The organism is Candidatus Dactylopiibacterium carminicum (assembly GCF_014736495.1).
Lineage (GTDB): Bacteria > Pseudomonadota > Gammaproteobacteria > Burkholderiales > Rhodocyclaceae > Uliginosibacterium > Uliginosibacterium carminicum.
On record NZ_MDUX01000035.1, the window covers coordinates 1 to 17,537 of the forward strand.

Below are 17,537 nucleotides of genomic sequence, written 5' to 3' on the forward strand. Positions count from 1 at the left end.
CACACCCAAATTCCAGAATGTAAACACATTCCGGATACTGTGAACAGGCTCTAGCGCGACATTTTTGTCGGACTCTGCGGCTTGGCGACCGCTATCGTGCCCGGAAATCCTGCGCCCACAGCCCTCTCCGGGCAATACGGGATCACCCTTGATCCCGCAGGGTCATGCACACTTGACGACGTTTCCCACGATCAGCAATGCCGGCGGTTTGATGCCGGCGGCGGCGACTTGTGCGGGCAGGTCAGCCAGTGTGCCGACGAGTGTCTGCTGGTCCGGCAGCGTGGCACGGCGGATGCAGGCCACAGGGGTCGTTGCGGGCATGCCGTGGTCAATCAGCTGACGGCTGATTTCGGGCAGTGAAGTCAGCCCCATGTAGAAAACCAGCGTCTGCCCGGGGCGGGCCAGCGAAGGCCAGTCCAGGCTGCAGCTCTGATCCTTGAGATGGCCGGTAACGAAGACCAGTGCCTGGGCATGATCGCGGTGTGTGAGCGGGATGCCGGTGCTGGCCGCCGCACCTGCCGCCGCCGTCACGCCGGGCACGATGCCGAAAGGGATGCCGGCTTCGCGCAGGCTGTCGGCTTCCTCACCGCCGCGGCCGAAGATCAGCGGGTCACCGCCCTTGAGGCGCACCACGCGCCGGCCTGCACGCGCGAGACTGACCAGCAACTGGTTGATGTCGATCTGCGGCAGGGTGTGATTACCGGCCTTCTTGCCGACGTAGATGCGTTCGGCATCGGCACGCGCATGGGCGACCACCGCCGGGCTCACCAGGTTGTCGTAGACCAGTACATCGGCCTGTGCGATCAGGCGTGCGGCCTTGACGGTCAGCAGGTCGGGGTCGCCGGGGCCGCCGCCGACGAGGAACACCTTGCCGGGAGGGAATTCTGGATCAGCGGCAGTCATGCTTGAACAGCAACCCAAGGAAGAACGATGATTCGAGTCTAGCCGCTCGGGGTGGGCCTGTGGAACCGCCGCCGAGTGTGCCTTCACGCATTCCGGAAAGGGAGCCCGATGAGTCCGAGCATCATCCCCGTGCTGAAAAACGCCGAGCTACGTGCGCAGGAACAGATCCACGCGGATGTGCTGCCACCTCTGATGATCCGCGCTGGCGAGGCTGCCGCCGGGCTGGCGCGCCGGCTTCTGCGCTTGCGTTCAGGGCCGGTACTGGTGCTGGCCGGGCCAGGCAACAACGGTGGAGACGCCTTCGTCGTGGCGGATTGTCTGCGGGCTGCCGGTTACGATGTGTGGCTTGCCAGCCACGCGGACGCAGCGCGCCTGCCGGCCGATGCGCAGGCTGCCCGGACACGCTGGTGTGCGGCTGGCGGCGAAGTCCACGAGGATTTCGGTGACGCCGGGTGGGCCCTGGTGATCGACGGGCTCTACGGCATCGGGCTCAAGCGTCCCATTCAGGGTGTCGAGGCGGACTGGATCGCGCGCATCAATGTGCTGGCGTGTCCGCGTCTGGCGTTGGACATTCCCTCGGGGCTCGCCGCCGAGACCGGGCAACTCCTCGGCCCCTGCGTATGTGCCACGCACACGGCCAGCTTCATCGCCTTCAAGCCCGGGCTGCTGACGCTGGAAGGGCCGGATCATTGCGGGGAACTGCACGATTTCGATCTTGGCCTGCCGCGAGCGGTTGGCAATGGCAGCTTGTTCACGCCAGCCTGCGTTGCAGCGTTTCTGCGGCCGCGCGCGCGGAATACGCACAAGGGCAGTTTCGGTGCTGTCGGCATCATCGGCGGGGCATCGGGCATGACCGGGGCGGCCTTCCTGGCGGCACGCGCCGCGTTGTATCTCGGACCGGGCAAGGTCTTTCTCGGGCTGCTCGATGCCCAGGCCCCAGGGCTCGATCCGCTCCATCCCGAACTGATGCTGCGCGCGCCAGCCGATCTGCTCGAAGTTTGCGACGCACTGGCGGTCGGTCCTGGTCTGGGCCAGGGCCAGTTCGCGCGTGAACTGCTTGCACGCGCCCTGGCGTTTCCCGGCCCGCTGCTGCTGGATGCCGATGCCTTGAACCTGCTGGGGCAGGATGCCGGGTTGCGCGCGCAATGTGCCGCACGCGAGGCCGCCACGGTGATCACGCCCCATCCGGCCGAGGCCGCACGCCTGCTGGCGTCCTCCGTGTCCAAGGTGCAGGCGGACCGTGTAACCAGTGCCTGCCAGCTGGCGCATGAATTGAAAGCCGCCTGTGTGCTCAAAGGCGTGGGTAGCGTGATCGCCGAGCCCGGCGGGCCTTGGTGGATCAACACCAGCGGTAATCCCGGGATGGCCAGCGGCGGCATGGGCGATGTGCTCAGCGGCCTGATCGTCGCCTTGCTGGCCCAGGGCTGGCCTGCGGCCGCCGCGGCCGGGCTGGCGGCGCACCTGCATGGTGCTGCAGCCGATCAGCAGGTGGCCGAGGGGCAGGGGCCGATCGGCCTGCAGGCCAGCGAAACCCTGGCACCCGCACGGCGGCTCTTCAATGAATGGGCAGGCAAGTGCTGAGTAATAAGGACCGGGTGCCGAGTGGAAGTCAGAATGGTGCGCATGGCGCACCTTACGAGGTGTAAGCGGTATGGGTAGGGTGCGCCATGCGCACCGTGGATCGGGATCCCGATCACACAATCCTGCGTACTCAGCACACGCACCAGCCTGAATAGCCCATGCCTGCTTTGTGTGCAGAGAAATCTTTTATTGCATACAAAAACGGCAATTTTTCTTGTAACTTGTTGTTTTTGAATGGTGTGTATTTTCGTTGCTGATCTGGCATGTCCTTCGCTTAACAAGCTGAAAAGGAGATGCACATGCCAAACAGTCAGTCTGCTCTGGAACTGGTTCGGGTCAGCAAGCGCTATGGCGCGGTGACCGCCGTCGATGCCATCGATCTGAAGATCCCCGCGGGCAGCTACTGTTGTCTGCTCGGCCCCTCCGGCTGCGGCAAGACCTCCACGCTGCGCATGATCGCCGGGCACGAGGTGGTCAGTGAGGGCGATGTCCTGCTGGGCAACCGCAACATCACCTATCTGCCGGCCGCCGAGCGTGGCACGGCGATGATGTTCCAGAGCTATGCACTGTTTCCGCACCTCACGGTGCTGGACAACGTGGCTTTCAGCCTGCGCATGAAGGGCGTGGCCAAGGCCGAGCGTCAGCAACGCGCGCAGGCACTGCTGGAGCGCGTGGCGATGGGCCCGTACGCGCAGCGCCGGCCGGCCGAGCTTTCAGGCGGGCAGCAGCAGCGCGTGGCGCTGGCACGCGCCCTGATCACCGAGCCGCGTGCGCTGCTGCTGGACGAGCCGCTCTCTGCGCTGGATCCATTCCTGCGCGTGCGCATGCGCGCCGAACTCAAACGCTGGCAGGCCGAACTGGGTTTTACCTTCGTGCACGTCACCCACTCGCAGGAGGAAGCGATGGCGCTGGCCGACCAGGTGGTGGTCATGAATGGCGGCCGCATCGAACAGGTGGCCAGCCCGCACGAGGTTTTCAACCGGCCGGCCAGTGAATTCGTGGCGCGCTTCATGGGCGGGCACAACGTGCTGGCGCAGGACGGCGGCAAGGTTTCCGTGCGTGCCGACCTTATCCGCCTGGCGCGCCAGCGGCCTGAAGGCGTGCCGGCCGTCGAGGCCCGCATCGCTGCCGTGGAATACCAGGGCAGCTACGTGCTGGTCGAGCTGGCGCATGACGAGATCGCCGATTTCACGGCGATCGTGCCCGAGGCGGATTTCTTCGCTGCGCCCTGGCAGGCCGGCGAGGCCGCGCAGGTTTTCTGGCAGGCAACCGACGCTCACCGGCTGGGTTGATCTTGCTTTCCCATGCCGGCGCCGCCGGTATTCCGTTCGCTTGATGGAGATGACGATGGCTGACAAGGATTCACGCAACAACGATTCATGCAACAGCGCCGCGAACCCCGTGCGCCGCACCCTGCTCAAGGGCACGGCCGGCATCCTTGCCGCCGGCGCCTTTCCCGCGATCCACGCCCAGGAAAAAGTGGTGCTGCGCTACCTGGGCACCGCCGTGAACCAGGACAAGGCAATTGCCGAGAAATTCAAGGCCGACACCGGCATCGATCTCCAGTACATCCCGGTGACCACCGATGAGGTGACCAAGCGTGCGGTGACCGCGCCCAACAGCTTCGACCTGCTGGATACCGAGTACTTCTCGCTGCGCAACATCGTACCCACCGGCAACCTCAAGGGCATCGACGCGAAGCGCGTGAAGAATGCCGACAAGATCACCCCGCTGTTCACCAAGGGCGAGGTGGCCGGCAAGAAGGTGGGCGATCAGGGCACCGCGCCGAAGAAGGTGATGTTCCTTACCGGCGAGCGCTCCAAGCAGTTCGCCGCCGAGCCCACGCAATTCGTGACGCTGATCCCCACCACCTACAACGCCGACACGCTGGGCATCCGCCCGGATCTGATCAAGCGCCCGATCGAATCCTGGAAGGAGCTGCTCAACCCCGAATTCAAGGGCAAGGCCGCCATCCTCAACATCCCCTCGATCGGCATCATGGATGCGGCGATGGTCGTGGAAGCCATGGGCATCCACAAGTATGCCGACAAGGGCAACATGACCCGTGCCGAGATCGACCTCACCATCAAGGCGCTGATCGAAGCCAAGCGCGCCGGTCAGTTCCGCTCGCTGTGGAAGGATTTCAACGAGAGCGTGAACCTGATGTCCTCGGGCGAAGTGGTGATCCAGTCGATGTGGTCGCCTGCTGTCACCGCTGTGCGCTCGAAGGGCATTGCCTGTGTGTTCCAGCCGCTCAAGGAAGGCTATCGCGCCTGGGCCTCGGGCTTCGGTCTGCCGGCCACACTGTCGGGCAGGAAGCTGGATGCGGCCTACGAGTTCATCAACTGGTTCCTCGACGGCTGGGCCGGTGCCTACCTCAACCGCCACGGCTATTACTCAGCCGTGCTGGAAACCGCCAAGGCCAAGATGGAAGCCTATGAATGGGCTTACTGGATGGAAGGCAAGCCTGCCGCCCAGCCGATCAAGAGCCCGCAGGGCGTGGTTATCGCCAAGGCTGGCGAGGTGCGCGACGGTGGCTCCTACGAGCAACGCATGGGGGGCATCGCCTGCTGGAATGCAGTGATGGACGAGAACGCCTACATGGTGCGCAAGTGGAACGAGTTCGTGGCGGCGTAATCGTCTAATCCACCGCCATCGGCTCATTCCGGCGGTGGTTTTCCCCTGAATGCAATGCCCTCAGCCCTGCCGTTCGTGGTGAGCCTGTCGAACCGCGAACGGCCTGGCCGCCCACCCTTCGACAAGCTCAGGGCGAACGGCCAAACACTGACTTGCTGGTATCGCCCCCTGTTTGATTGCCGAGAGATCACCTCATGAAACCTGCCTCCCGCCCCATGCTCGCGCGCTGGCGCCTTCACGGCCTGCCCGCAGGGTTGCAGGCTTCGCCCTACGCGCTGGTGTTTCTGCTGTTCTTCGTGCTGCCGCTGGTGCTGATCGTGGCGGTGAGTTTCTGGGATTCCACCGAGTACGAGATGATCCCGGCCTTCACCGGCAAGAACTACGCCGAGATCTTCGCCGGGTGCAGCAACGCGCAGGACATGTGCGTGACCTTCCGCACCTATCTCTCCACCTTCCGCTTCTCCGCACTGGCCTGGCTCAGCACGCTGCTGATCGGTTTCACGGTGGCCTATTTCATGGCCTTCCACGTGCGCACCGCGCGCATGCAGACGGTGCTTTTCGTGCTGTGCATCATTCCGTTCTGGACTTCCAACGTCATCCGCATGATCTCCTGGGTGCCGCTGCTGGGGCGCAACGGGCTCATCAACGATTTCCTGCTCGGCCTGGGTATCACCGATCAGCCGCTGGATTGGCTGCTGTTTTCCCCCTTCTCGGTGGTGCTGGCCTTCGTGCACCTCTTCACGGTGTTCATGATCGTGCCGATCTTCAACGCCATGATGCGCATCGACCGCTCGCTGATCGAAGCCGCGCGCGATGCCGGCGCCAGCGGCTGGCAGATCCTCTGGCATGTGATCGTGCCGCTGTCGCGCACCGGCATCATCATCGGCTCCATCTTCGTGATCACGCTGGTGATGGGCGATTTCGTCACCATCGGCGTGATGGGGGGCCAGCAGATCGCCTCGGTGGGCAAGATCATCCAGGTGCAGACGAGCTATCTGCAGTTCCCGCTGGCGGCTGCCAACGCGGTGATCCTGCTGCTGGTGGTGCTGATGATCATCTGGGGCCTCACGCGCCTCGTCGATATCCGCAAGGAGCTTTGAGATGGACGGTAAACGCGGTCTGGATTTCTATCTGCTGGCAGCCTTCTTCGGCGCTTTCCTGCTGTTCCTCTACGGCCCCACGCTGACCATCTTCGTGCTCAGCCTGCAGGGGCCGGATGGCGGCCTGGTGTTCCCGATGCGCGGGCTTTCGCTGTACTGGTTCGGCAAGCTATTCGAAGGCATCGGCGTGATCGACATCGGCGCGGCGCTGATGCGCTCCTTCAAGCTCGGCCTGTGCGTCACCGTGCTCACCGTGACGCTGGCGCTCGGCGCGGGGCTCGCCTACCGCAAGAAGCTGTGGGGCGGCGGCCCGCTGTTCTACATCACCGTGGCCAGCCTGATCATGCCTTCCATCATCGTTTCCCTGGGCATCGGCCTTTCCTTCCGGTTGTTCGATGGCGTGCTGCGCGATTTCTTCGTCTGGGCCGGCTGGGAAATTGCGGATTCCTTCGCTACCAGCATGGGCCTGTACACCTCGGCGCTGGGCGCCCAGCTCACCTGGACGCTGCCTTTCGGCCTGCTGATCCTGTTCGCCGTCTTCAACCGCTTCAACGCGGCGTATGAAGAAGCCGCGCGCGATCTTGGCGCCACCGCCTTCCAGAGTTTCCGCCACGTGGTGCTGCCGCTGATCGGCCCTTCGGTGGTCGGCGTGGCGATGTTCGGCTTCACCCTGTCGTGGGACGAAATCGCGCGCACCTCGCAGGCCATCGGCGATCTCAACACCCTGCCGCTCGAACTTCAGGGCCTCACCACCACCGTCACCACGCCCGTGATCTATGCGCTGGGCACGCTGACCACGCTGGTCTCCTGCCTCGTCATCCTCATCGCGCTGGGCATCGCCACCTTTGCGCAACGCAGGACGAAGCGCGGCAAGGATGTGGCATGAACGACATGGCCCATCTGCCGCTGGCGCTGACCGACAACGACATCTACGAGCGCATCGTCGAGGCTGTGCTCGACCATCGCCTGGCACCGGGCACCCGGCTGGGCGAGGAGAAGCTCGGGCGCGTCTTCGGCGTGTCACGCACGCGCATCCGTCAGGTGCTGGTGCGTCTGGCCGCCGAGCAGATCGTCGAACTCGCCCACAACCGGGGCGCCAGCATCGCCAGCCCCACGCCGGCCGAGGCGCAGGAAGTGTTCGAGGCGCGCATCCTGATCGAGCTGCCCTTGCTCGAAGCCTTCATCGACAAGGCCGATGACACCGAGGTAGCCGCGCTGGCGGCGTTGTTCGCGGACGAGCAGCGCGCCTGCACGCAGGGTGACCGCCGTGCGGCGATCCGCCTCTCCGGCGAGTTCCACACCGCCATCGCCCAGGGCGCGCGCAACCGCACGCTGGAGCGCATCCTGCGCGAACTGATCCCGCGCTCCTCGCTGATCCTGATGGCCAGCGAGCAACACAGCGGGCACGAGCTCTGCGGCTGCGGCGAAAACGAACACCAGGCGTTGCTGGAGGCCATCCAGGCGCGCAACACCCGGCTTGCGCTGCGTCTGATGAAGAGCCACCTGCGCCACATCCTGGCCGGCATCCGTTTCCGCACGCCGCGCGAAGCGCAGGCCGACATCGAACATCTGTTCCGGGAGAACTGAGGCATGCCCCGCCTGCTCGTGATCAACCCCAACACCTCGGCGCACGTCACCGAGGCACTGAGCCGGAATCTTGCCGCGCAGGTACCTGCCGGCTGGCAGATCCAGGCGGTGACCGCGCGTTTCGGCGCAGCCTACATCGCCTCCGAGGCGGCCTACGCGATTGCCGCGCATGCCGTGCTGGATGCCTGGGCCACCGCCGCAGGCGAGTTCGATGCGGTGCTGGTCGGCTGTTTCGGCGATCCCGGGCTGGACGCCCTGCGCGAGATTGCCGGCGTGCCGGTGCTGGGACTGGCCGAAACCGCCATGCAGGCCGCCGCGCGGCATGGGCGGTTCGCCATCGTCACCGGCGGCGAGCGCTGGCCGGCGATCCTGCGCCGTCGCGTGGCCGCGACCGGGCTCAGCGGGCAACTGGCCGGCATCCGGGTGCTGCCCGAATCCGGCGCCGAGCTGCTGGCCGATCCGGCTCGCGCCATCGAACGTCTGACCGAGGAAAGCCATCTGGCTCGCGACACCTGGGGCGTGGAGGCCGTGATCATCGGCGGCGCGGCGCTTGCCGGCATGGGTGACGTCATCGCTGCGCGTCTGTCGTTCTGCGTCATCGACAACGTGTCCGCCGCTGCACGCGCACTCACCGCATTGCCACCCGCCCAGCCCGCCTTGCCGCAGCCGGCCACGTGCAGCGGCCTGTCCACCGAGCTGATCTGCCGCCTGGCCGGCACGGCGCGTGAATTGGTGTGAAGCATCCCGCTAAGGCCCCCGATGTTTCCCGATCGGCGTCATCCCGGCTTGGGCGAAGCCCGGCCTGTCCTGAGCCTGCCGAAGGGCCGGGATGACGACGGATTAACCGTATTGAAGTGAAGTGGAGCCCCATCATGAATGATCCGAAGCAATACCCCCGCGACCTCGTCGGCTACGGCCGCAATCCGCCGCAGGCCGACTGGCCCGGCCGCGCCAGGGTCGCCGTGCAGTTCGTGCTGAACTATGAGGAAGGCGGCGAGAACTGTGTGCTGCATGGCGACGGGGGCAGCGAGCAGTTCCTCTCCGAGATGTTCAACCCGCCGGCCTTCCCGGACCGGCACATGAGCATGGAGTCGATCTACGAATACGGCTCGCGCGTGGGCGTGTGGCGCATCCTGCGCGAATTCGAGCGGCGTGGTCTGCCGCTGACCGTGTTCGGTGTCGGCATGGCCCTGCAGCGCCATCCGGAGCTGACTGCCGCGTTCAGGGAGCTGGGCCACGAGATCGCCTGCCACGGCTGGCGCTGGATCCACTACCAGGGGCTGGACGAAGCCATCGAGCGCGAGCACATGAAGCTTGGCATGGAAGCCATCGAGCGCCTCACCGGCGAGCGCCCGCTGGGCTGGTACACCGGCCGCGACAGCCCCAATACCCACCGTCTGGTGGCCGACTACGGCGGCTTCCTCTACGACAGCGATTACTACGGTGACGACCTGCCGTTCTGGCTGCCGGTGCAGAAGACAGACGGCGCGACCGTGCAGCAACTGATCGTGCCCTATACGCTGGATGTCAATGACATGCGCTTCGCGCTGCCACAGGGCTATTCGCAGGGCGAGGATTTCTTCACTTACCTGCGCGATACCTTCGATGTGCTCTACGCCGAAGGCGAGGACTGCCCGAAGATGATGAGCGTGGGCATGCACTGCCGCCTGCTTGGCCGCCCTGGCCGCATGAAGGCGCTGATCGACTTCCTCGACCACATCGAGGCGCACGATCGCGTCTGGGTTACCCGCCGGGTCGACATTGCCCGTCACTGGCACGAGAAGTTTCCGGCGGCGTGATTCTGGATGGCGGTCAGGCACGAGTCGGTCCGCCACCGGCGGGGTATGCTGGGCATCCCGTGTTTTCGAGGAGCCCGGCGATGCCGCACTGGGATGACAGGCAATACCTCAAGTTTGCCGACAAACGCACACGGCCGGCGCGCGAGCTGCTGGCCCGCGTGCCGCTGGAGGCGCCGGCGCGGGTGGTCGATCTGGGTTGCGGGCCGGGCAATTCCACGGCGCTGTTGCGCGAGCGCTGGCCGCAGGCGCGGGTGACGGGCGTCGACAGTTCGGCGGCGATGCTTGCCCGAGCACGCCAGGATCTGCCAGAGGTGGAATGGGTCGAGGCCGATATCGCCCGCTGGACTCCCGCCAGTCCGCCAGACCTGATCTTCGCCAATGCCGTGCTGCAGTGGCTGCCGGATCACGCCAGCCTGCTGCCGCGCCTGTTCGGTCTGCTGGCGCCGGGAGGCGTGCTGGCATTCCAGGTGCCGGACAATTTCAACGAACCCAGCCATGCCTGGATGCGCGATCTGCCTGGCCCCTGGCAGGTGATCGTGGCTGGCGTGCGCACCACCCCGCGCGTGGCGCGGGCTGCTGATTACTATGACCTGCTGGCGCCGCTGGCCGCGGGCGTGGATCTCTGGCAGACGCGCTACGAGCACGTCATGAAGGATGCGGCCGCCATCGTCGAGTGGGTCAAGGGCACCGGGCTGCGCCCCTATCTCGAAGCGCTCGATTCCGCATTGCGCACCGATTACGAGGCCGCTTACCTGAGCGCCATCGACAGGGCCTATCCACTACGGGTGGATGGTCGCCGCCTGTTCTCCTTTCCACGCCTGTTCGTATTGGCCCGCCGCCACACGGATTGAACTCATCTGCTGCGCCGAACTCCACCCTGCCTTCTGTCTTCCAGGGTGACACCCCTTTCGTCGTATGAATCTGATGTCGCTGTACCAGTGGGGCGGGTTGAACCTCGGGCTGTTCGAAGCCGTGAATGCCGTGCGCGGGCCGGTGATCGACGCGTCGATGCTGGCCGGCACGGCGCTGGGCAACTTTCTCAACGTGATCTGGGTAGCACTGGTGATGCTGTTGCTGATCGGCGTGCGGCGCGGGTGCGCGCAGTCCGGCTGGGTGGCGCACCTGCCGGACGAGCGCCGGCTACGGCAACTGCTGCAGGTCTTCCTGCTGGCCTGGGGGATTGCCGGGCTGGTGGTGACGGCGGGCAAGCTCGGCTTCGACATGCCGCGCCCTTATGCCGTACTGCCCGCGGGATCGGTCAATCTGCTGGCCATGCCGGAATCCCCCTACAGCTTTCCCAGCGGGCATGCGGCGTTCGCCATGCTGTCGGCTTGCGTGTTCTGGCCGCACAGCCGGCGTGCCGTGCGTTGTCTGCTGGTCTTCGCAGTGCTGTGGGTCGGCGTGTCGCGCATCAGTGTAGGCGCGCATTTCCCGGCGGATGTCGTCGCGGGCTAGGCCTGCGGTGCCTTCGGTGCGTGGCTGGGGAGGCGCTGTCTGATGGGCACACCGGCTTTCCTGCGGTTTTGACGCATTGCCATCGATCAGGTGCTGGGGCTGTGGCGCAGTGCCTGCACTTCATCCTGCGGGCCGGGCGTGCAGGAAGCATCCAGTGCATGCCAGCCTTTACGGATGACGATGCGTGAATCCCGGTAGCAGAGCTCCAGCCTTGCCGCTTCCGGATCTTGATCGCGAACGAATGCTTCCAGCGAGGCCGGCATGCTCACCATGAAACGGTTCTGCTCCCGGTTCCCGGGGGGATGATCGCTCCGATGCAGGAAAGGCATGAACCAACTGGCGATGATCACGAAGGGATTGTCCGAGCTGATTAGCGTCGGTTGATAACCCGCCTGCTGCAGCCAGGCCTGCGCCAGCCCGCGCGTCTGCTCCGGCGTGGGTGTCAGTGGCAACTTGCCCCAGGCCTGGGCCATCAATTCGGCAACCCATTGGTTGCAGTTCTGGTACTGCGTGGAGAAGGCGTAGGCATTCGCGCTGTAATCGCCGCCCAGCAGGTTCAGCGCGCCGGTATTGTCCGTGGTGCGGGCAGCGAGGCTGTCGGCCCGCTCGCCGGAGAGCAGCACTACGGAGATGAAGGCCGGATCATCCTGTTCGTTGCCCAGCGCAAAGCCGGGCAGCCCCTGATCGAAGATGCGGGGCTGTCCGCTATCGCAGTCGAAATACAGCTGGCGTACCGCCCAGCCTTCGGGGCTGCGCAGGGCGAGACCTGCGTGCGAGTAGCGCAGACCGAAGCGTGAGAGATCCAGCCCGGCGCGCGAGATCAGCGCCACGCGGGCACCAGCCCGGTCCAGCTGTTGTTCCAGCACGGCACCGAGCTGGAGCATGTGGTCGACGGCCGCCACATCCACCTGCTCATGGCGGGCACAGTACTGATTGCTGCTGGCGGCCTGTGCTGATTGCAGCAGCAGGCCCAGTGCGAGCAGCACACACAGGCGCAGCAGCATCGAAGACGTCAGAGCGTGACCGGGCGGGCGTCGATGCGGTCGCGCCAGGCGTCCGCCAGCAGCAGTACGAAGGGGACATCGGCCGCCGCGCCATACATGGCGATGCCGTACGGGCGCTCCTGCGCCGAGATCACGTCGCCCTGCCGTACGCCGGCGGCGGTCACTGCCGCGGTGCGTACCTGCAGGTAGAGGCCGGCTTCGGGGTCATCGTTGCCTACGGGTTGCAGCGTCAGCCGCACCTTGTCATCGGCGTCGGCCTGAGCGACTTCCACCACGTGGTATTCGCCTTCGTTGAGGGCCACGGCACCTTTGACACTGTGGCTGATGCCGGAAATGCTGTCCGACAGGCTTCCAACGGAGGTGGAAATGCTGTCCGAAATCGACAGCGCGGAGGCCGAGCCTGCCTGGGCATTGAAGCAGACCAGGGAGAGGGCGAGCAGCGAGAGGATGGATTTTGCGGACATCGAAGTGCTTCCTGAAACAAAGTGGCGAATTTAGAGCATCCCGGTGGAGACAGGGCGGGATTGGGGATTTTTTACCTCTGTGCGTTTCCTGTGTTTGCGGTCTGGATGCCCCCCGGGCGCTGTGCCTGATGCTGTATGAATTTCAGGGCTGCCGGTTTTCTATGCCCCGCGCGTATGGCTTTAACCTTCTTTGCGCGTTTGAACAGCATTGCACGCAGGCGCTTCCTAGAATCGGTTCATCGAATCCCTGAGTGATCTCCTGAGCCCATGAATGCTGCGATACGATTTCTGTTGATATGCCAATTGTCTTCTGTGTGCGTGCTCGCCTCGGCCGCGCAGCCGGCCAGCAGTTGCGAGCCGCCACCACCGCCGGCCGAACAGTCCGGTGTGCCAGGTGGCAAGCCGGGCAATCCACCTCCCGGGCCACCGCCCGGCGGTGCACCCCAAGGGGGGGCGGCCTGCCCGCCACCGCAGGGCATGGGTGAGCCGGGAGGTATGCCTCCGCCACCGGGAGGCAATCAGACCCACGTCATCAAGGCGGATCAGACCGTGAAGTCCGGCATGGCCAACTGGCGCTCGCGCAAGTTCAGCACCCGGACTGCCGATACCAGTGCGATTCTGGTGAGCAATGGTGCCCGCCTGACCCTGACCGATGCCACCATCGAAAAGGCTGGCGACACCTCGTCCTTCGATGGTTCCAGCTTCGTCGGCCTGAACGCGGCATTGCTCGCCAATGAGGGCGGCGTGCTCACCGTGAGTGATTCCCGCGTGATTGCCACCGGCAGCGGCGCCAATGGTGCATTTGCCGTGGGGGCCAAATCCTTCGTGCGGCTGCAGCAGGTCGACATCCGCGCCACGGGTGACAACGCCCATGGTGTGATGGTGGCTGGCGGTGGCCGGATGGAGATGGAGGATGTGACCATCTTCACTTCGGCCCAGCGCTCGGCTGCCATCGCGACGGATCGTGGCAGTGGCGAGATCCGCGTCAAGGGAGGCCAGTGGCAGACCACCGGCGCGATGTCTCCGGTGTTGTATTCCACCGGCGTAATCGACGTGATGGGGGGCTGCGGGCGGGCAGACGCCGCCGAGGCCGTGGTGATCGAAGGCAGCAATCTGGTCGAGCTGCGTGATACCCGCCTGACCGGTGCGCGCAACGGGGCAATGATCTATCAGAGTTTCTCCGGTGACGCCGAAGGCCAGCATGGCCGCCTGAACATCACCGGCGGCGAATTCATCGCCAGCAGTGGCCCTTTGTTGTACGTGACCAACACGCATGCAGACGTGACGTTGAAGGCCACCCGGCTGCAAGCCGCTTCGGGGATTCTGGTCCAGGCCCGGGCGGATCGCTGGGGGCGCCAGGGGAACAACGGTGGCCATCTGCGTCTGCAGGCAAGCCGCATGGCATTGAGCGGTGCCGTGCTTGCCGACGGGCTCAGCGATATCACGCTGACGCTGGGCGAGGGCGCCCGCTGGACCGGCCGCAGTCAGGGCAAGGTCTCGCTGAGCCTGCAGGCCGGCGCGGCCTGGGTGCTGGATGGCGACGCCCAGGTATCGCGCCTGGAAGGTGCGGATTGCGAATCGGGTAGTTGCCGCAACATCCGTGGCAACGGTTTCTCGGTGCGCTATGACCCTGCCGCGAATCCCTGGGCCAAGGGACGGAGTTTCTCATTGCCGGGTGGTGGCCTGTTGCGGCCGGCCGTGTGATTCATGCGCTTTCGCTTCCGACCGTATGACTGCCCCGGATCGCCTTGTTTTGCGCTTGGCTGCAATGCCGTATCAGGCCTGTGCCTCTTGCACGATCTGCGCCAGCCGCCGGATGGCGGCTTCGAATTCGGGCGTGAAGGGGATGCCGCAGTTCAGGCGAAGATAGTTGTCGTAGCGGTCCGAGTTGGTGAAGATCCAGCCCGGCGCGAAGCGGATACCCTCGCGCAGTGCGGTTTCGAACATCGCACGCGGATTGCGCAGCTTCGGCAACTGCACCCACAGCAGCATGCCGCCCTGCGGCATGGAAAGCCGTGTGCCCGCCGGGAAGTGGCGGGCGATGCTTTCGGCGACGGCGCTGCGTTGCTCGCGCAGCAGCCGGCGCAGGCGGTTCAGATGGCGATTGAAGGCCGCGCTGGCGATGAATTCGCGCGCGGTGAGCTGCAGGAAGGCGTCATTGGGTCGGCTTTGCGCGTATTTCAGCATCTTGATGCGCGCATGCCAGCGTCCGCCATTGATCCAGCCCAGGCGCATGCCCGGAGCCAGTGTCTTGTGCAGCGAGGCGCAGTGGATCACGCCACCGCCTTCGTCCCAGGATTTCAGCGCGCGTAGCGGCTGTTCGTCGTCGCCCAGCGCAGCATAGGTATCGTCCTCGATCAGCGCCACGCCGTACTGTGCGCACAGGGCCACGATGGCGGCCTTGCGATCGTCCGGCATCACGCTGCCGAGCGGGTTCTGGAAGTTCGGGATGACGACCACGGTGCGGATCGGCTGTGTCTGCAGTGCCAGCTCCAGTGCTTCCACCGACATGCCGTGTTGCGGGCTGGTGGGAATCTCGATGGAGCGCAGCCCGAGGCTCTGGACGATCTGCAACAGGCCGAAATAGCAGGGAGACTCCACCGCCACGGTATCGCCCGGTTGCGTCACTGCGCGCAGTGCGAGGTTCATCGCCTCGGTACAGCCGTGGGTGACGACCACTTCGTCGGCCGTCAGGCGCATGCCGCTTTCGAGCGCACGCCGTGCCAGTACGCTGCGGAAACCGGGTTCGCCATGCCAGGGCGTGGGCTCTACAAGAATGTCTGGCTGCAATCTCAAGGCGCGTACCGCTGCATTTTTCAGCGCGGCGGCTGGGTAGGCTTCCGGTGAGCCGAAGGCCTGTGCCAGGTTCAGACGCAGCGAATGCTGTTCGCAGCGCGCCAGGAAATCCGACACCCGCTCATGGATGCCGAGGAATTGTGCCGCATCGATGCGCGCAGGCACTGGGGGTTCCGAACTGGGCGGCAAGGACAGGCGGCGCGGCCGGCAGACGTAGTAGCCGGAGCGCTCCCGCGCTTCCAGCCAGCCCTTTTCTTCGAGGTAGCGGCAGGCCTGCAGTGCGGTCGACAGGCTGACCTGATGCAGGCGCGTGAGGCTGCGCACGGAGGGCATGCGGTCGCCGGGCGAGAGTGCGCCGGATTCGATGGCGCCCAGGTAGTGCTGCGCCAGGCGTAGATAGAGCGGTGCGTCATGGGGTGTGTTCATGGAGCGATCTTGTGCCGGCGGCGTTCCCTGTGACAGATACAGAAATCTCATTCTGTGACCATAACAGATGCCTTTCCGTGCAACTGCTGCGTAATACCCGCATGACTCCTGTCTCTGCCGGAAAATCCTTTGAAAGCCTAGAGTTAAGTCAGGATTCCAACAGGAGAAACATCATGTCTGCGCAACTTTCCGCCCCGCGTGTTCTCAGCCTTGCTGCGGGCGAACAAGTTCACTTCCATCTGCGGCGGCACGAGCAGGTGCGCTGCAAGCAAGGCCAACTGGAGCTGAAGCACACCGTGATGTGGGTGGGCACCCGACCGCTCGAGGTCCGGCAGACGCTGTACGCCGAGCAGGCCTGCCGGCTGGACGATGGCAGCGGCTGGATCAGCGTGCGGGCAGGGGATGACCCCGCAGTGCTGTATGTGGAGCCTGCCTCCGGTGCGGTGTGCAAGTTCTGCGCGATGGTCTGGTCCCGTCTACGGGAGGCCTTGACCGACGATGCCGGGCAGTCCGGTGATCGGGGGGCAGGGCGCCCAAGCCACGCCTGAGGGCCTGCCCCGGGGATCAGGCGCACGCGGAGTCCTTCAAGGGCTCCGCCGGTAGCTCGCTCGCGAAGCGCAGCCGGTTGCCGTCCGGGTCGGTCACCAGCATTTCGCGCATTTCCCAGGGCATGTCACGGGGCGGCTGTGACACCACCACGCCGTTCGCCACGAAGCTGCGGTAACACGCGTCGACATCCGGTACATGGAAGTACACGGCGCCGCCCACTTGGCAATCGCCGGTGTGCTCGGTGAGGAAGATCGTCTGGCCGTTGCGCGTGATCTGGAAGAACAGCGGGAAGCCCTGCTCGAACTGGTGCTGCCAATCGATCCCGAAGCCGAGCCCCTGAAGGTAGAAGGGCAGCGATCTGGTGGCGCTGATGATGCGGAGTTGCGGAATCACGGTCTGGGTCACGGGAAATCCTTTGATCGGGCTGAAGGGGAAGTGGTCGGGCCGGGAAGGCAATGATCCCGGAAACCGGCCGCCCGGTCATCGCCTCGCCAGAGGCCGGGCAGCAGCCCGGAGCCGGATCGGGGCAGATGGGCAGGAGGCGGTTTGCCGCCGTGGCGCGCGGCAGTATCCTTGCCGGACAACCTTCAGACACCCTGTGCGGTGCACGCGCCCCCATCATGAGTTTTACGAATCTGCCCATTCTTCTCATCCTTGCGCTCTCGGTCATCGGTAACAACAACACGGTGGCCATTGCGGCAGCGGCACTTCTGCTGCTCAAGCTGCTGGGGCTCACGAGCTGGCTGGGGCAGGTGGAAACGCATGGCATCACCCTCGGTGTGATCATCCTTACTGCCGGGGTGCTGGCGCCGCTGGCTTCCGGCAAGGTCGATCTGATGTCCTTTGCCAACACCTTCAAGTCGCCGACCGGGCTGATCGCCATCAGCGTCGGTTTTGCCGTCGCCTGGATTGCGGGGCGTGGCGTCTCCTTCATGCAGGCTTCCCCCGAAGTCGTCACTGCCATCATGGCGGGCACGCTGATCGGCGTCTGCTTCTTCAAGGGGCTGGCGGTCGGGCCGCTCATCGCGGGTGGCGTGGTGGCATTGCTCGCCGGGCTGTTCCGGCTTTGAAAGCGATGGTACGGGGGCACTGCCGACCTGGCTATGCCAGCTTTGCCAGGGCTGACGGGCGTCAGGGGGTGACCGGCAGGGGCTGAATACTCCTGGACCGGACGCATGATTGAGCTCAAGCGTTGACAAAGCGATCTGGCATGCGGAATATATATCGCACACGATT

18 protein-coding genes are annotated in these 17,537 nt (G+C 65.1%); 13 read left to right on the forward strand and 5 right to left on the reverse strand.

Annotation, left to right across the window (positions count from 1 at the left end; genetic code table 11):
- Positions 1-162: 162 nt before the first annotated feature.
- Positions 163-903 carry a uroporphyrinogen-III C-methyltransferase gene (gene cobA / locus BGI27_RS11000; RefSeq protein ID WP_095524918.1) on the reverse strand — a complete coding sequence of 247 codons (741 nt, stop codon included), beginning with the start codon at positions 901-903 and terminating at the stop codon, positions 163-165.
- A 108-nt stretch (positions 904-1,011) separates the two neighbouring features.
- Here cobA and BGI27_RS11005 point away from each other — a divergent pair, with 108 nt between their 5' ends.
- The 10 genes from BGI27_RS11005 to BGI27_RS11050 all read left to right on the forward strand — a co-directional run bounded on the left by BGI27_RS11005 (position 1,012) and on the right by BGI27_RS11050 (position 11,062).
- Positions 1,012-2,484, forward strand: coding sequence for an NAD(P)H-hydrate dehydratase (locus BGI27_RS11005; protein WP_095524919.1), 1,473 nt, complete (start codon positions 1,012-1,014; stop codon positions 2,482-2,484).
- Positions 2,485-2,783: 299 nt separating this feature from the next.
- Positions 2,784-3,776: an ABC transporter ATP-binding protein gene (locus BGI27_RS11010; protein WP_223871751.1), complete on the forward strand. Its 993-nt coding sequence runs from the start codon at positions 2,784-2,786 to the stop codon at positions 3,774-3,776.
- Positions 3,777-3,831: 55 nt separating this feature from the next.
- On the forward strand, positions 3,832-5,121 hold the full coding sequence (locus tag BGI27_RS11015; protein WP_095524921.1) for an ABC transporter substrate-binding protein: 1,290 nt from the start codon (positions 3,832-3,834) through the stop codon (positions 5,119-5,121).
- Positions 5,122-5,315: 194 nt separating this feature from the next.
- Positions 5,316-6,221, forward strand: coding sequence for an ABC transporter permease (locus BGI27_RS11020; RefSeq protein WP_095524922.1), 906 nt, complete (start codon positions 5,316-5,318; stop codon positions 6,219-6,221).
- A gap of 1 nt (position 6,222) precedes the next feature.
- Positions 6,223-7,107: an ABC transporter permease gene (locus BGI27_RS11025; RefSeq protein WP_095524923.1), complete on the forward strand. Its 885-nt coding sequence runs from the start codon at positions 6,223-6,225 to the stop codon at positions 7,105-7,107.
- Positions 7,104-7,808: a GntR family transcriptional regulator gene (locus BGI27_RS11030; RefSeq protein ID WP_095524924.1), complete on the forward strand. Its 705-nt coding sequence runs from the start codon at positions 7,104-7,106 to the stop codon at positions 7,806-7,808. The genes BGI27_RS11025 and BGI27_RS11030 overlap by 4 nt, the downstream gene beginning before the upstream one ends.
- A 3-nt stretch (positions 7,809-7,811) precedes the next feature.
- Complete coding sequence (locus BGI27_RS11035) at positions 7,812-8,546, forward strand: aspartate/glutamate racemase family protein (RefSeq protein WP_095524925.1); 735 nt, start codon at positions 7,812-7,814, stop codon at positions 8,544-8,546.
- Between the two features lie 134 nt (positions 8,547-8,680).
- Positions 8,681-9,607 (forward strand): allantoinase PuuE, encoded by a 927-nt coding sequence (gene puuE / locus BGI27_RS11040; RefSeq protein WP_095524926.1) that lies wholly within the window; start codon positions 8,681-8,683, stop codon positions 9,605-9,607.
- 80 nt (positions 9,608-9,687) lie between these two features.
- Positions 9,688-10,458 (forward strand): trans-aconitate 2-methyltransferase, encoded by a 771-nt coding sequence (gene tam / locus BGI27_RS11045; RefSeq protein ID WP_095524927.1) that lies wholly within the window; start codon positions 9,688-9,690, stop codon positions 10,456-10,458.
- 73 nt (positions 10,459-10,531) lie between these two features.
- On the forward strand, positions 10,532-11,062 hold the full coding sequence (locus BGI27_RS11050; RefSeq protein WP_170943018.1) for a phosphatase PAP2 family protein: 531 nt from the start codon (positions 10,532-10,534) through the stop codon (positions 11,060-11,062).
- A gap of 86 nt (positions 11,063-11,148) precedes the next feature.
- Here the strand turns inward: BGI27_RS11050 and BGI27_RS11055 are convergent, their stop codons facing one another.
- Both BGI27_RS11055 and BGI27_RS11060 read right to left on the reverse strand, forming a co-directional pair.
- A complete protein-coding gene (locus tag BGI27_RS11055) occupies positions 11,149-12,066 on the reverse strand; it encodes a DUF2145 domain-containing protein (protein ID WP_095524929.1) in 918 nt (305 codons plus the stop codon).
- Between the two features lie 8 nt (positions 12,067-12,074).
- Entirely contained in the window at positions 12,075-12,530 is a 456-nt protein-coding gene (locus tag BGI27_RS11060; RefSeq protein WP_095524930.1) for a hypothetical protein, read from the reverse strand.
- A gap of 303 nt (positions 12,531-12,833) precedes the next feature.
- Here BGI27_RS11060 and BGI27_RS11065 point away from each other — a divergent pair, with 303 nt between their 5' ends.
- Complete coding sequence (locus tag BGI27_RS11065) at positions 12,834-14,234, forward strand: hypothetical protein (protein ID WP_141239747.1); 1,401 nt, start codon at positions 12,834-12,836, stop codon at positions 14,232-14,234.
- A gap of 72 nt (positions 14,235-14,306) precedes the next feature.
- Here BGI27_RS11065 and BGI27_RS11070 read toward each other — a convergent pair whose 3' ends face one another.
- Positions 14,307-15,752: an aminotransferase-like domain-containing protein gene (locus BGI27_RS11070; RefSeq protein WP_223871752.1), complete on the reverse strand. Its 1,446-nt coding sequence runs from the start codon at positions 15,750-15,752 to the stop codon at positions 14,307-14,309.
- A 173-nt stretch (positions 15,753-15,925) separates the two neighbouring features.
- On the opposite strand from BGI27_RS11070, the gene BGI27_RS11075 reads away from it, so the two are divergent.
- Entirely contained in the window at positions 15,926-16,300 is a 375-nt protein-coding gene (locus tag BGI27_RS11075) for a hypothetical protein (RefSeq protein WP_095524933.1), read from the forward strand.
- A 16-nt stretch (positions 16,301-16,316) separates the two neighbouring features.
- On the opposite strand, the gene BGI27_RS11080 is transcribed toward BGI27_RS11075, so the two are convergent.
- Positions 16,317-16,706 carry a bleomycin resistance protein gene (locus BGI27_RS11080; protein ID WP_095524934.1) on the reverse strand — a complete coding sequence of 130 codons (390 nt, stop codon included), beginning with the start codon at positions 16,704-16,706 and terminating at the stop codon, positions 16,317-16,319.
- Between the two features lie 50 nt (positions 16,707-16,756).
- Here BGI27_RS11080 and BGI27_RS11085 point away from each other — a divergent pair, with 50 nt between their 5' ends.
- Positions 16,757-17,371 carry a DUF441 domain-containing protein gene (locus tag BGI27_RS11085; RefSeq protein WP_223871753.1) on the forward strand — a complete coding sequence of 205 codons (615 nt, stop codon included), beginning with the start codon at positions 16,757-16,759 and terminating at the stop codon, positions 17,369-17,371.
- Positions 17,372-17,537 lie beyond the last annotated feature (166 nt).

Excerpts from the sequence above, each read along its gene's own strand:
- BGI27_RS11060 (WP_095524930.1), bottom strand. The coding sequence starts at position 12,530 with ATGTCCGCAAAATCCATCCTCTCGCTGCTCGCCCTCTCCCTGGTCTGC.
- BGI27_RS11020 (WP_095524922.1), top strand. The coding sequence starts at position 5,316 with ATGAAACCTGCCTCCCGCCCCATGCTCGCGCGCTGGCGCCTTCACGGC.
- BGI27_RS11005 (WP_095524919.1), top strand. The coding sequence starts at position 1,012 with ATGAGTCCGAGCATCATCCCCGTGCTGAAAAACGCCGAGCTACGTGCG.
- puuE (WP_095524926.1), top strand. The coding sequence starts at position 8,681 with ATGAATGATCCGAAGCAATACCCCCGCGACCTCGTCGGCTACGGCCGC.
- BGI27_RS11085 (WP_223871753.1), top strand. The coding sequence starts at position 16,757 with ATGATCCCGGAAACCGGCCGCCCGGTCATCGCCTCGCCAGAGGCCGGG.
- cobA (WP_095524918.1), bottom strand. The coding sequence starts at position 903 with ATGACTGCCGCTGATCCAGAATTCCCTCCCGGCAAGGTGTTCCTCGTC.
- BGI27_RS11075 (WP_095524933.1), top strand. The coding sequence starts at position 15,926 with ATGTCTGCGCAACTTTCCGCCCCGCGTGTTCTCAGCCTTGCTGCGGGC.
- BGI27_RS11055 (WP_095524929.1), bottom strand. The coding sequence starts at position 12,066 with ATGCTGCTGCGCCTGTGTGTGCTGCTCGCACTGGGCCTGCTGCTGCAA.
- BGI27_RS11030 (WP_095524924.1), top strand. The coding sequence starts at position 7,104 with ATGAACGACATGGCCCATCTGCCGCTGGCGCTGACCGACAACGACATC.
- BGI27_RS11015 (WP_095524921.1), top strand. The coding sequence starts at position 3,832 with ATGGCTGACAAGGATTCACGCAACAACGATTCATGCAACAGCGCCGCG.
- BGI27_RS11010 (WP_223871751.1), top strand. The coding sequence starts at position 2,784 with ATGCCAAACAGTCAGTCTGCTCTGGAACTGGTTCGGGTCAGCAAGCGC.
- BGI27_RS11025 (WP_095524923.1), top strand. The coding sequence starts at position 6,223 with ATGGACGGTAAACGCGGTCTGGATTTCTATCTGCTGGCAGCCTTCTTC.
- BGI27_RS11050 (WP_170943018.1), top strand. The coding sequence starts at position 10,532 with ATGTCGCTGTACCAGTGGGGCGGGTTGAACCTCGGGCTGTTCGAAGCC.
- BGI27_RS11035 (WP_095524925.1), top strand. The coding sequence starts at position 7,812 with ATGCCCCGCCTGCTCGTGATCAACCCCAACACCTCGGCGCACGTCACC.
- BGI27_RS11070 (WP_223871752.1), bottom strand. The coding sequence starts at position 15,752 with ATGAACACACCCCATGACGCACCGCTCTATCTACGCCTGGCGCAGCAC.
- tam (WP_095524927.1), top strand. The coding sequence starts at position 9,688 with ATGCCGCACTGGGATGACAGGCAATACCTCAAGTTTGCCGACAAACGC.